The sequence below is a fragment of the Mycobacterium talmoniae genome (genome assembly GCF_001854525.1).
GTDB classification, from domain to species: domain Bacteria; phylum Actinomycetota; class Actinomycetes; order Mycobacteriales; family Mycobacteriaceae; genus Mycobacterium; species Mycobacterium talmoniae.
On the sequence record NZ_MLQM01000170.1, the window covers coordinates 1 to 11,635 of the forward strand.

The following is an 11,635-nucleotide window of genomic DNA, read 5'->3' on the forward strand; positions in this document are numbered from 1 at the left end:
CCGCCCCGGCCCCAACACCCCAAGCGGCCGGGCCCGCCCCCCCGGGCGGGCCCCGGCGGTGCCGGTGTAGCGGGAGGGGGTCTGCCAGCGTTCCCACGGCGCGGCGCCTGGCGACGCGGACAGCATTCCGGTATGCCGGTCGTGGTCACCGTCGGCGTCGCCGGCGCGCGGACGGCCAGGAGTGGCGTTATCGCCGTCACTCATGTCCTCGCGGCCTCCGAAATCAAGGTGCCCGACGTGCCGGTGCCCGTGCGTCACCGCAGTGCTAACGGTGCTGGCACTGCTTTTCTGGCGCTACCCGTGGGGTCGCGCTGTACTCGTATTCACAGATGTCGTGTTGCGGGTCGTGCATCCTCGTCGCGCGGCGCCGACAGCGGGACCGCGGCCGTCCGATGCAACAAGTTCCCTATCGTACTGAACCGACCCCCGTCAGCGCGATGCCGAGATTGTCTCGGTTCAGCCACCAGAGTGCATAACGTCGGCGCCGGTGGGCACCGTGCAGTCATCCGGGTCGGTCAGCCAGCCCTCGGGCAGGGTCACCGCGGCGGGGGAGCCCTGCCGGCCGCGCGGCCCGGTCGCCGCCGGCGGGAACGGCACGTCCGGGTCGAGTTGGTGCAGCAGGGCGTCGAGCTCGTCGAGCGTTTTGACCAGCGCCAGCGCGCGCCGCAGCTCGGGGCCGGCCGGGAAACCGTGCAGGTACCAGGCGATGTGTTTGCGGATGTCCCGCATGCCCTTGTCCTCGCCGAAATGCGCGGCCAGCAGCGCGCCGTGCCGGCGGATGATGTCGGCGACCTCGCCGAGGGTGGGCGGCGTGGGGGGTGCGGCGCCGGCGAACGCGGCCGACAGCTCGGCGAACAGCCAGGGCCGGCCCAGGCAGCCGCGGCCGATGACCACCCCGTCGCAGCCGGTGACCGCCATCATGGTCAGCGCGTCGCTGGCGTCGAAGATGTCGCCGTTGCCGAGTACCGGGATGGTCGTGACCTGGGCTTTCAGCGCGGCGATCTGCTCCCAGTCCGCGGTGCCGGAGTAGCGTTGCGCGGCGGTGCGGGCGTGCAGGGCCACCGCCGCGGCGCCCTCGGCTTCGGCGATGCGACCGGCGTCGAGGTGGGTGTGGTGGGCGTCGTCGATGCCGACCCGGAACTTGACCGTCACCGGGATGCCGGTGCCCTCGGTGGCGCGCACCGCGGCCGCCACGATCTGGCCGAACAGCCGCCGCTTGTAGGGCAGCGCCGCCCCGCCGCCGCGCCGGGTCACCTTGGGCACCGGGCAGCCGAAGTTCATGTCGATGTGGTCGGCCAGGTCCTCGTCGGCGATCATCTTCGCGGCGGCGTAGGTGGTGTCCGGGTCCACGGTGTACAGCTGCAGCGAGCGCGGCGACTCCTCGGGCGCGAACGTCGTCATATGAAGTGTGACCGGATGCCGCTCCACCAGCGCGCGGGCGGTGACCATCTCGCAGACGTACAGCCCGCTGACCGTCCCGGCCCGGGCCTGTTCCAGCTCGCGGCACAGCGTGCGGAATGCGACGTTGGTCACCCCCGCCATCGGGGCCAGCACGACCGGGCTGGCGAGCGGGATGGGGCCGATCCGTAACGCTGGCTGGCGGTCAATCAGGACGCCGATGACGCCAGCACCTTCTTGTTGCGGGCGGCCAGCTTCTCGGCCTTGCGGGCCTCGCGCTGCAGGTAGCGCTGCTTGGACACCGCGAACTTGTCGCAGGCCTCCTCGAGTTCCTCCACCAGCAGGGCCAGGTCGTCGCGCTGCCGGGCGGCCTCGCCGGTGAAGTCGTCGCGGTCGAAGATGCGCCACTTCTTCAGCACCGGCATCACCACGTCGTCGAGGTGGATGCGGGGGTCGTAGACGCCGCCGACGGCGATGGTCACCGCCTTGCGCCGGAACTCGGGCACCACGAAACCGGGCATCTGGAAGTTGCGCAGCACCCGGTGCAGCGAGTTCATCGCCTGGTTGGGCGCGATCTCAAACCCGGCTTCGCTGATGTCGCGGTAGAAGATCATGTGCAGGTTCTCGTCCGCGGAGACCCGGGCCAGCAGCTTGTCGGCGACGGTCTCGTCGCAGGCCTTGCCGGTGTTGCGGTGCGAGATCCGGGTGGCCAACTCCTGGAAGGTCACGTAGATCACCGAGTCAAACAGGCTTTCGGCGAACAGCTCGTCCTTGACCTGGTGGTTCTGGCCCGGGCTGAAGCCGCGGTTGACCGTTTCCAACCGCAGCGTCTCCAACTCCACCGGGTCGATGGCGCGGGTGACGACCAGGTAGTCGCGCAGCGCGATGCCGTGCCGGTTCTCCTCGGCGGTCCAGCGGTTGACCCAGGTGCCCCACGGCCCGTCCATGTGGAAGTTCATCGCGATCTCGCGGTGATACGACGGCAGGTTGTCCTCGGTCAGCAGGTTCTGCAGCATCGCGATCTGGGCGACCTCGGACAGCTTGGACTGTTCGGGATCCCAGTCCTGCCCGCCCAGCGCGTAGTAGTTCTTACCGTCCGACCACGGGATGTAGTCGTGCGGGTTCCAGTCCTTGCAGACGGAGAAATGGCGGTTCAGGCCCTTCTCGACGACCGGTTCAAGCTCGTGCAGCAGCTGCAGGTCGGACAGTTTCTCCGACATGGCCCCTCCCAGTTATCTGTATCCGTCGGTTGCACGCAATATATCTGTGTACGTCAGTAGCATCAAGTTTATCGCCCGCCGCTGGCGCGGCCCGTTAGTAAGTTGTGACGCGGCTCAACAGCATGTCGACGCAGTAGTCGATGAACTGCGCGCGGGTGGCCGCTAGCCGCCCGTTGAGATAGGCGGTGAACAGCGCGGTCAGCCCGCCGATCAAGCTGGTGGCGACCATGGCTTGCAGCACTGGGTCCCCGATGCGGGTCAGCTTGCGCTGCAGCAGCTCGATGAAGTTCGGCATCCATTCGGCGCCGGAGCGGGTCAGCACCGGCTCCACCTCCGGCGCCAGCAGCAGCACCCGGCCGCGCACCGGGTCGTCGACCATCAGCGCCACGAATTGTTCGACGGCGTCGCGCGGCGTGCTCGCCGACAGCAGCGTGGCCATCGCGCGGGCGCAGACGTCGTCGTAGACGGCGCGGACGAACTCGTCGCGGTCGGTGAAGCTTTCGTAGAAGTAGCGCTCGGTGAGCCCGGCCTGGCGGCAGACCGCCCGCACGGTCAGGGCCGGTCCGTGCTCGTCGCCGAGCAGCCGCACGCCGGCGTCGATCAATTCGTCACGACGTAGGGCCTGACGATCCTCCAGCGGGACACCGGCCCAGCGGCCCCGTCGTTGACCGGACGGCACATCCCTCCTAGGCTTCGTGATGACAACGCATGTAGTCAAAGTTATCTGAGACTGACAGGAAACCTCACCAGTGACTCAAGATACGTCTGAGGCGTGCCCGGTGACCAGCCGCGACGCCGTCGCCGACCGCCCGGGTGCCGCGACGGCCGCGGCGGGCTGCCCGGTATCGCCGCTCGGCTACGACGCGCCGCCGACCCCGCTCGGCCCCGATTCGCTGACCTGGCAGTACTTCGGGGACTGGCGCGGCATGCTGCAGGGCCCGTGGGCGGGATCGATGCAGAACATGCACCCGCAGCTGGGGGCGGCGGTCGAGGAGCATTCGACGTTCTTCCGGGAGCGCTGGCCGCGGCTGATGCGGTCGCTGTACCCGATCGGCGGCGTGGTCTTCGACGGCGATCGCGCCCCGACCACCGGCGCCGAGGTGCGCGACTACCACATCGACATCAAGGGCGTCGACGCCCAGGGCCGTCGCTACCACGCGCTGAACCCCGACGTCTTCTACTGGGCGCACGCAACGTTTTTCGTCGGCACGCTGATCGTGGCCGAGCGGTTCTGCGGTGGGATCACCGAGGCGCAGAAGCGTCAGCTGTTCGACGAACACATCACCTGGTATGCGATGTACGGCATGAGCATGCGCCCGGTGCCCAAGAGCTGGGAGGACTTCCAGGTCTACTGGGACCACATGTGCCGGGAGGTGCTGGAGGACAACAAGGCCACCCGGGACGTGTTGGATCTGTCCACCTTGCCGAAACCGCCGTTCGCGCAATGGATGCCGGACTGGCTGTGGGCCGCGCAGCGCAAGCTGGTGGCGCCGTTCTTCGTGTGGTTCACCGTGGGGCTCTACGACCAGCCGGTGCGGGATCTGTTGGGGTATCGCTGGTCACGCCGCGACGAATGGCTGCATCGCCGGTTCGGCGACCTGGTCCGGCTGGTCTTCACCGTGGTGCCGTGGCGGTATCGCAAGCATCCGCGGGCCCGCGCCGGATGGGATCGCGCCACCGGCCGCATCCCCGCCGACACCCCGCTGGTGCACACCCCGGCGCGCAACCTGCCGCCGCTGGACGAGCGGGACAACCCCATGCACTACTGCCCCCAGGTGTGAGGGCTAGCCTGATCCGCCGAGTGTGGGGTTGAGGCACGCCCCGGGGCCGGATTGCGTGTCCTAACCCCACATTCGGCGAGCTTCACGCGTGGGCGTGGGCGTGTGCCTCCTCCAGGCCGACCTGGTGCACATGCCGGTGGGAGTGCTGCGTCCCGTCGTCGTGGGTGTGCACGTGCTCGTGCTCGACGTGCTCATGGTCGTGGCTGGTGTGGACGTGCGTGTGGGTCACGTCGCCGTGCTGGTGTTCATGCGCGTGCGGCGCGTCGTGGCTGTGGTCGTGGTGCGACATGGTTCTCATCTCCTTTGTTGTTCGCTCACCATCTGCAGCCCGGCCTCGGCACGGTGATGCCGCGGTACCCCCGGGCCGGCATGCTCGGCGTTGAAGACGGCGTCGGTGACCAGTTGGCGCACGTGCTCGTTCTCCAGGCTGTAGAAGATCGTGGTGCCCTCGCGGCGGGTGCGCACCAGGCGCGCCATCCGCAGCTTGGCCAGGTGCTGGGAGACCGACGGCGCCGGTTTGCCGACGTGCTCGGCGAGCTCGTTAACCGACAGTTCGCGATCGGTCAGCGCCCACAGCACCTGCACCCGGGTGGCGTCGGCCAGCATCCGGAACACCTCAACCACCAGGGCGACCTGATCACCGGGCAACCGGTCGTCTTCTGATGTACCTGCATGCATACGCAAATAGTAGTGGATAGGGCGGCGGTGTCAATGGTGTCGGGCGTCCCCGATCGACGGGGCCAACTCTTAGCTGATCTATATTGTCGACAAGTGCCGAGATAGGAGCCCGTGATGCGTACCGAGAGCGATAGCTGGGATTTGGCGACGAGCGTGGGCGCCACCGCGACGATGGTGGCCGCCCAACGGGCGCTGGCGGCCAGCGGACCGGAGCCGTTGATCGATGATCCGTTCGCCGCGCCGCTGGTGCGTGCGGTGGGCCTGGATATCTACACCCGGCTGGTCGACGGGCAGATCCCGGTCGAGGACAACTCCGAATTCGACCCGGACCGGATGGCGCGGGGGATGGCGGTCCGGACCCGGTTCTACGACCAGTACTTCCTAGACGCCACCCGCGGCGGCATCCGGCAGGCGGTGATCTTGGCGGCCGGCCTGGACGCCCGGGCGTATCGGCTGCCGTGGCCGGCGGGCACCGTGGTCTACGAGGTCGACATGCCCGAGGTCATCGAGTTCAAGACCACCACGCTGCGGGAGTTGGGCGCCGAGCCCACCGCCGAGCGGCGCACCGTCGCCGTGGACCTGCGCGACGATTGGCCGGCCGCGCTGCGGCAGGCCGGATTCGACCCTCAGGCGCCCGCCGCGTGGAGCGCCGAGGGATTGGTGGTCTACCTGCCGGCCGACGCCCAGGACGCGTTGTTCGACCGCATCAGCGCGCTCAGCGCCGCCGGCAGCCGGCTGGCCTCGGAGTTCGTGCCCGACACCGGCATCTTCGCCGACCCGCGGTGGCGGGCCCATCACGACAAGATGGCCGAGATCGGCTTCGAAGTCGACTTCAACGACCTCGTCTACCACGGCGACCGCAGCCACATCATCGACTACCTGACCAGGGCCGGCTGGGATGTCGGCAGCCGGAGCGTCGCGCAGCTGCACGCCGAGAACGGCTTCGTCTATCCCGACGATGATCTGGCGGCCGCGTTCGCCGACGTGACCTACCTCAACGCGGTGCGGGCCGGCTGACCCGGGACTGTGTGCCCCCACTAGGACTCGAACCTAGGACCTGCGGATTAAAAGTCCGTAGCTCTACCAACTGAGCTATAGGGGCGTGAAGCACAGAATACTGGGTGACATCGGCTGCCGAACCGGGGGCGCATTTGAGGATTGGGCACGCGGTAACCTAAGCTAGCGTGGCTCCCAACGTGATCGCGTTGCGAGTACCCCGGAGAGATTCGGTTCTGGCCCCCTTCGTCTAGCGGCCTAGGACGCCGCCCTTTCAAGGCGGTAGCGCGGGTTCGAATCCCGTAGGGGGTACGGCGACGCGGCAACGCGGAGCAAGCAGTACAGCAAGGCCCTGTGGCGCAGTTGGTTAGCGCGCCGCCCTGTCACGGCGGAGGTCGCGGGTTCGAGTCCCGTCAGGGTCGCAGATACGGCGAGGCACACGGTGCCTTCCGGCCAGGTAGCTCAGTCGGTACGAGCGTCCGCCTGAAAAGCGGAAGGTCGCCGGTTCGATCCCGGCCCTGGCCACCGGGGAGACCCTGTTCCAATAGGGCTTTCGAGTTATTGCCCGTAGGGTTATCGGGCTTCTTGTCACTCGATGTGTCACGAGATGTCACAAGGCGCCGAGCGTCACCGCCGCCTCCGCCAGCATCGCAGGGAGGAGTGGGCGTAGGTGCGAAGCGTGAAGCTGGCATCGGCGTGTCCCAGCCGGACGTGTGGCAGACCTGCTGCCTTCGGAGTGCGCGACCAATACTCTTGTAGAGCGTGTCCGGGTGATACGGGTTGCCGAAGGCGACGTCTACAAGTCCAGCGTGAGCTGGCCCAGTAGCGCATCGACCAGCGGACGCCGCGCTGTTGCGGTGGCTGGCCAGCCCGGTTGGCCGGCTCCGAAGTGCTCGGCCAACAGGTCGCGATCGGCCTCGGTGACGCGTGTTGTCAGCACGGCGGCTTCCGGCGAGCCGAGGCTGGTGCGCATGTCGTGGCCGAGCAGTGCGGCGCCGGCGTTGCGTAGGTCGAAGTCGTGGAGACGCAGGGCCCACTGGTGTGGTTCGGCATAAAGCCTGTCGATGTCGCCCGCGTACCAGTGCACCGCCAAGGCCAGATCCGGGCCGTCTTTGTAATCGTGGTTCGCGGACCGATCGAGCCATGCGTGGAGTTTGAGGACCGCATAGTTCGGCGCCTGGGGGATGCGGACCGTCAAGCCGCCGGGGAGGGGGAGAACGTCGGCGCGCAGGTAGGCGTCGGTGAATCCATGGACATTCATGAGGTCGTTGCCGGGGGGATGGCGGGTGGTTCCTGTGGGCGATTCCACCTCGCCGAACGGGATGACGTCTACGGCGCGGTCGGCGATCAGGAATCGGTGCCCGGTGCTGCCCACGGAGGGGAAGCTGGCGCGAATTGCCTCGAAGTGGTCCCAATTATTCAGGGCCACTGCTATATCGGTGTCATTGGTGGCCCGCGGCGGCACGCCGCGGCAATAGCGCCAGTGCAATAGATCGCGGCACAATGCGCCGACGAGCATCAGCTGTTCAGCCGGCACGACGGCCGAAAGTGCCGCGACGACCGGTGTCACCCACGCCAGCAGAGCCGGGTCATAGTCGGGCGAGTCGGTCATCCTGCCTTCTCATATGGTGGCCGACTTCGAGCTGGCGCGGCTCGCGCGAGGCAAGGAGATCGGCATAAATCAGGGCGGCGGGAGCCAACCCGGATTGCTGGTCGGGTAGGTGGCGCCAGAACAGGTTCCGGATCACGATGCTGCCGTGGGGATCGCGGTGCCAGCGGTTGTGAATAAGCAGGTCGGTGGGTAGCCCGTTGTCCGCGGTGTGGACATAGAGCACCAGGGATTCTGGATTGCGGATGTCACCGGGCACGGCCTGCTCTCCGCTGACAGCCACCTGCAGGCCTTCGGGCGCCGACCAGGCATGGATGTCACCGCTGGCGACGAAGATTCTGTTGGCCCGGCCCAGGCCCCCCGGATAGGCGGCCGCCCACAGGTCCAGCAGCTCGCCGGCGCGCACCAGCCGGCGCCGAGAGCCGAGGTGTTCCAGGAAGCCGGTAATGCGCAACGTATCCATTGTCTCCTTGGCCATGCCGACCGATACGCCGGCGGACTGGGCGATGTCACGCAGCGGAGCCTCGACGAGTTCGGGTGCCGCCAACAGGACGCAGACCACCTGCGCGCGTTTGGGTGTGAAGGGATTACGCGGTCCATCTCCGTGTAACCCCTCGTTGAGGGTGTCGTGTTGCACCGATACGGCTGGCCGCCGGCCGCGCACATCGATGAGCAGCCCACCCTGGTGGCGCAAATAAGCATTGCCAGCGCCGTCGATGTACCAGAGTCCGCGGGCCCGCAGTGTTTCCGCACTCGATGGATGTAGCCGCGGGCCCACCACGAGCAGCGGTGAGTCGGTGTCAGTCATAGCCCAGGCCTGCAGTGCTGCCGTTGCCGACAGGTGAGGAAGGTACAGGGCGGTGGTCGTGACGGGTTGGCCGTCAATCTCGAGGTCCAGCTGTTCGGGAAACGTGGAATTCAATGCCGATAGGCCACCGAGCACCCGCACGCCGTATTCGGCGAGGTGACGCTCGATGGCCTCGGCTAGCTCAGCACCGATTCGGTCCATGCGTTCAGTGTAGCTCCGCGTTCAGTCTTACTGAACATTATGATTAAATGAACGCACCGCGTATCCACCTCTTGCCCGCCCGACAGCCGCGACACCGGCCCGGTGTCGATACCCCACGCCTCACGCACGGAATCGGCTATCTGGTCTGGCAGCACCGTCATCGGCGGCATGTGCTCGACTCTGTCGACGCGCCCGACCGGAGTCGCCACACCGCCGCTCGCAGGGGCCCCGGACCTAGCTCGCCGTCACCAACGCAGCGATATCGCCGCCGAGGGCCTCGCTCACCACGCCCGGGACCTCGTGCAGCAGCATGTGCCCGGCACGGGGGTGGTGCAGATGCCGCGCGCCCGGAATGGCGGCGACCAACTCGTGGGCGTGCGCGGGCGGAATGAGCTTGTCGGCGCCGCCGCTGATGACGGTCGTTTGGGCGGTGATGGTGCCCAGCACCCGGTACTGATCGTGGTCTTTGAGCCCGCGTAGGAACCCCACCTTGGTCGGCAGCGGGGTGGCGTTGATGCTGCCGGCCGACACCGCGACCAGCGCATCGCGGGCGGCGGCGCCGTAGCCGCCGTAGCGGGTCAGCGCCCCGCAGAGCGGTTGCACCACAGCGCGAACGGCCGCGTCGGTGGCCGCCCGGGGGCCATGCTGGACCAGCCCGTAGGCCACGTCGATGGCGCGGGTCGCCAGCAGCCGTCCGATGCCGCGCTCGGTCACTTTGCCGGCCGCGGTGCCCACCAGGACGAGGTGCTCCGGGTCGACGGGCCGGCGGTGCGCGGGTCGCCCGAGATAGGCCAGTGCCGCCATGCCGCCCATCGAGTGCCCCGCCAGCGTGACGCGACCCGTCACCCGCAGGGCTGCCAGCACGTCGGCGAGGTCCTCGGCGAGCCGCTCGATGCGGTAGGTGTGCATCGGCGCGCCGGCGGAGTTGCCGTGGCCGCGGTGGTCGTAGGTGATGATCCGGACAGTCGCGCCACAGCGCCCGGTCAACTCGGCCACCTGCAGGGCCCAGGAATCCTGGTCCAAGCACAAGCCGTGCAGCAAGACCACGGTGTGCGGAGCGGTGTCCGGTCCGTACTGGCGGGCCGACAGCCGCACCCCGTCGCTGGTGACGACGACCCGGTCCCGAACGCGCCGACGGGACGCCGGCGCGGGCCGGCGCGATGGGCGGACAACCTCGATGACCGTCATCCCCGACTCCCTTCGCGAAGAGGCCCCTGCGGGTCCCGCCCGACCGGCGTTCCGTTAACCATAGCGGCGCTACGGTTAGGGAAATGTCACCAATTTTGGCGGCGCCACCGGCGGCAACGCGGCGGGAGTTCACCCGCGCTTACGCGGCCGAACGCGGACCCGGCGGAGCCGGTGCCAGGTGAAACACCATGGTCGCGACCGGGATCCGGTCATGTTCCCGACGAGCCAGCAGCGCGGCGTTCTCGGGCAGTTGCCGCGCGGTGATCTCGCCCGCGGCGATCCGGCGCAGCGCCTGGTGGGCACGGGCCAGGTCCGCCCGCTTGCGGTACTGGCCGCCGGGAAGTTTGACGCCGGCCCACACGCCGTATTCCTCCCCGTGCTCGAGGGCGTGGTGTGCGCAGCGGCGTTGTTGCGCCAACGGGCAGCGGCGCAAACACAACAGGCGCGCTTCGGTGGCGGCTTGTTCGTAGGCGCGTGCCTTGGCGGCGCCGTCGCCGTCATCGTCGTCGGAGTAGCCGAACCACAGATCGGGATTGGTCGCGCAGGGGTGTGCCATCGGTCCCGCCTCCGTCCCTAGAAACGTATATGAAACTGTATACGTACTCTACCGCTGCACGCAAGCGAAACGGGACAAAAACATATAAACGATGATGCGGGTGGCGGCCTGTGTACTATCCGAGCTATGCCCGGGGCGCGACGGTGAGCCGTGAATCGGCGGGGGCCGCACTGCGGGCGCTGCGCGAAGCGCGTGACCTGTCGTTAGCGGATCTTGCGGCGGCCACCGGCATCAGCATCATGGGCTTGAGCTACCTGGAACGCGGCGCGCGAAAACCGCATAAGGGCACAGTTCAGAAGGTAGAGAACGGACTTGGCCTGCCACCCGGCACTTATGCCCGGCTGCTGGTGGCCGAGGACGCCGACGCGGAACTCGCCCAGGTGGTTGCCGTCGAGCCGGCCGCGGCGCGCTCGGCCCGGTCCGTCGGCGCGGTGGTCGTCGACCGGCACAGCGACACCGAAGTGCTCGAAGGCTACGCCGAGGCCCAGCTCGAGGCGTTGCGGTCGGTGATCGACCGACTGCCTGAACAGACAGCAGACGAATACGAGACGTATATTCTCTCTGTGATCGCGCAGTGCGTGAAAGCGGAGATGCTGGCCGCCAATTCCTGGCGGGTGGCGGTCAACGCCGGCGCGGACTCGGCGGACCGACTCCTGGGGCATCTACACGCCTTGGAGGGGATCCGCGGCGCGCTGCTGGCACGGATGCCGACCAGCTTGGCGGCCCGTTTCGATCGGGCCTGCGCCCGGTCGCCGCTGCCCGAGACCGTCGTCGCGGCACTGCTCGGTGTCAGCACCCAGGAGTTGTGGGATATCCGCAATCGGGGGGTCATTCCACCCGGCGCCCTGCCCCGGGTGCGGGCATTCGCCGACGCCGACCCTGCCCCGGGGGAACCCGGTGACCGGCGGTGAGCTGGCGGTCCTGAGCCATGCCCAGCAGCTGTTTGCGGGTAACCCCCGGCCGGTGACGTTGGAGGCGGGCACCGCCGGCTACGACGACGTGTTGGCGCGGGCCGCCGAGCTGAACACCGGCGGGGGGCCCGGTCGGCTGCGAGCGGGGGGGGGGGACACGCGCGCCCGGCCGCGGGGCGGCTCCGTCGCACCACGTGAGGGCGCGCCCGCGCCTGACGGGTGTGGTCGCCGGGGGGGGGGCGGCGGTGGGAGGGGGGGGGGGGGTTGTGTGGCGTGGGGGCGGGGGTGG

13 protein-coding genes and 4 tRNA genes are annotated in these 11,635 nt (G+C 68.5%); 6 read left to right on the forward strand and 11 right to left on the reverse strand.

Annotated elements, in window-relative coordinates; translation table 11 throughout:
- From BKN37_RS28950 to BKN37_RS22215, 4 genes are all read right to left on the reverse strand, one after another.
- Positions 1 to 204, reverse strand: a 204-nt coding sequence (locus BKN37_RS28950; protein WP_131823671.1) for a hypothetical protein, incomplete at its 3' end; no start/stop codon positions are given.
- A gap of 252 nt (positions 205 to 456) precedes the next feature.
- Complete coding sequence (gene dusB / locus BKN37_RS22205) at positions 457 to 1,620, reverse strand: tRNA dihydrouridine synthase DusB (protein ID WP_207547283.1); 1,164 nt, start codon at positions 1,618 to 1,620, stop codon at positions 457 to 459.
- Entirely contained in the window at positions 1,608 to 2,618 is a 1,011-nt protein-coding gene (locus BKN37_RS29595) for an acyl-ACP desaturase (RefSeq protein WP_071029113.1), read from the reverse strand. Before BKN37_RS29595 ends, dusB begins: the two co-directional genes overlap by 13 nt.
- Positions 2,619 to 2,712: 94 nt before the next feature.
- On the reverse strand, positions 2,713 to 3,297 hold the full coding sequence (locus BKN37_RS22215) for a TetR/AcrR family transcriptional regulator (RefSeq protein WP_071029114.1): 585 nt from the start codon (positions 3,295 to 3,297) through the stop codon (positions 2,713 to 2,715).
- Positions 3,298 to 3,367: 70 nt separating this feature from the next.
- On the opposite strand from BKN37_RS22215, the gene BKN37_RS22220 reads away from it, so the two are divergent.
- Positions 3,368 to 4,399 (forward strand): oxygenase MpaB family protein, encoded by a 1,032-nt coding sequence (locus BKN37_RS22220; protein WP_071029115.1) that lies wholly within the window; start codon positions 3,368 to 3,370, stop codon positions 4,397 to 4,399.
- A gap of 82 nt (positions 4,400 to 4,481) precedes the next feature.
- Here BKN37_RS22220 and BKN37_RS22225 read toward each other — a convergent pair whose 3' ends face one another.
- Positions 4,482 to 4,688, reverse strand: a complete 207-nt coding sequence (locus tag BKN37_RS22225) for a zinc transporter Slc39a7 (protein ID WP_071029123.1) — start codon at positions 4,686 to 4,688, stop codon at positions 4,482 to 4,484.
- Positions 4,689 to 4,693: 5 nt separating this feature from the next.
- Entirely contained in the window at positions 4,694 to 5,077 is a 384-nt protein-coding gene (locus BKN37_RS22230; RefSeq protein WP_071029116.1) for an ArsR/SmtB family transcription factor, read from the reverse strand.
- Positions 5,078 to 5,191: 114 nt separating this feature from the next.
- Here BKN37_RS22230 and BKN37_RS22235 point away from each other — a divergent pair, with 114 nt between their 5' ends.
- A complete protein-coding gene (locus BKN37_RS22235) occupies positions 5,192 to 6,094 on the forward strand; it encodes a class I SAM-dependent methyltransferase (RefSeq protein WP_423212827.1) in 903 nt (300 codons plus the stop codon).
- Positions 6,095 to 6,106: 12 nt separating this feature from the next.
- Here BKN37_RS22235 and BKN37_RS22240 read toward each other — a convergent pair.
- Positions 6,107 to 6,179: transfer RNA gene (locus BKN37_RS22240), tRNA-Lys, on the reverse strand.
- A gap of 133 nt (positions 6,180 to 6,312) precedes the next feature.
- Between BKN37_RS22240 and BKN37_RS22245 the strand changes: the two genes are divergently transcribed.
- From BKN37_RS22245 to BKN37_RS22255, 3 genes are all read left to right on the forward strand, one after another.
- A tRNA-Glu gene (locus BKN37_RS22245) sits at positions 6,313 to 6,385 on the forward strand.
- Positions 6,386 to 6,421: 36 nt separating this feature from the next.
- Positions 6,422 to 6,495: transfer RNA gene (locus BKN37_RS22250), tRNA-Asp, on the forward strand.
- Between the two features lie 29 nt (positions 6,496 to 6,524).
- Positions 6,525 to 6,598, forward strand: a tRNA-Phe gene (locus BKN37_RS22255).
- Between the two features lie 271 nt (positions 6,599 to 6,869).
- On the opposite strand, the gene BKN37_RS22260 is transcribed toward BKN37_RS22255, so the two are convergent.
- From BKN37_RS22260 to BKN37_RS22275, 4 genes are all read right to left on the reverse strand, one after another.
- On the reverse strand, positions 6,870 to 7,685 hold the full coding sequence (locus tag BKN37_RS22260) for a hypothetical protein (protein WP_071029118.1): 816 nt from the start codon (positions 7,683 to 7,685) through the stop codon (positions 6,870 to 6,872).
- A complete protein-coding gene (locus tag BKN37_RS22265) occupies positions 7,663 to 8,691 on the reverse strand; it encodes a type IV toxin-antitoxin system AbiEi family antitoxin (RefSeq protein ID WP_071029119.1) in 1,029 nt (342 codons plus the stop codon). The genes BKN37_RS22260 and BKN37_RS22265 overlap by 23 nt, the downstream gene beginning before the upstream one ends.
- A gap of 234 nt (positions 8,692 to 8,925) precedes the next feature.
- Positions 8,926 to 9,879 carry an alpha/beta fold hydrolase gene (locus BKN37_RS22270; protein ID WP_071029120.1) on the reverse strand — a complete coding sequence of 318 codons (954 nt, stop codon included), beginning with the start codon at positions 9,877 to 9,879 and terminating at the stop codon, positions 8,926 to 8,928.
- 139 nt (positions 9,880 to 10,018) lie between these two features.
- Positions 10,019 to 10,435 carry a WhiB family transcriptional regulator gene (locus BKN37_RS22275; RefSeq protein WP_071029121.1) on the reverse strand — a complete coding sequence of 139 codons (417 nt, stop codon included), beginning with the start codon at positions 10,433 to 10,435 and terminating at the stop codon, positions 10,019 to 10,021.
- Between the two features lie 143 nt (positions 10,436 to 10,578).
- On the opposite strand from BKN37_RS22275, the gene BKN37_RS22280 reads away from it, so the two are divergent.
- On the forward strand, positions 10,579 to 11,346 hold the full coding sequence (locus tag BKN37_RS22280) for a helix-turn-helix domain-containing protein (protein ID WP_071029124.1): 768 nt from the start codon (positions 10,579 to 10,581) through the stop codon (positions 11,344 to 11,346).
- Positions 11,347 to 11,635: the final 289 nt, after the last annotated feature.

Bases quoted from the DNA above. Each gene is read 5' to 3' on its own strand.
- BKN37_RS29595 (WP_071029113.1), bottom strand. From the start codon at position 2,618: ATGTCGGAGAAACTGTCCGACCTGCAGCTGCTGCACGAGCTTGAACCG.
- BKN37_RS22225 (WP_071029123.1), bottom strand. From the start codon at position 4,688: ATGTCGCACCACGACCACAGCCACGACGCGCCGCACGCGCATGAACAC.
- BKN37_RS22230 (WP_071029116.1), bottom strand. From the start codon at position 5,077: ATGCATGCAGGTACATCAGAAGACGACCGGTTGCCCGGTGATCAGGTC.
- BKN37_RS22235 (WP_423212827.1), top strand. From the start codon at position 5,192: ATGCGTACCGAGAGCGATAGCTGGGATTTGGCGACGAGCGTGGGCGCC.
- BKN37_RS22260 (WP_071029118.1), bottom strand. From the start codon at position 7,685: ATGACCGACTCGCCCGACTATGACCCGGCTCTGCTGGCGTGGGTGACA.
- BKN37_RS22265 (WP_071029119.1), bottom strand. From the start codon at position 8,691: ATGGACCGAATCGGTGCTGAGCTAGCCGAGGCCATCGAGCGTCACCTC.
- BKN37_RS22270 (WP_071029120.1), bottom strand. From the start codon at position 9,879: ATGACGGTCATCGAGGTTGTCCGCCCATCGCGCCGGCCCGCGCCGGCG.
- BKN37_RS22275 (WP_071029121.1), bottom strand. From the start codon at position 10,435: ATGGCACACCCCTGCGCGACCAATCCCGATCTGTGGTTCGGCTACTCC.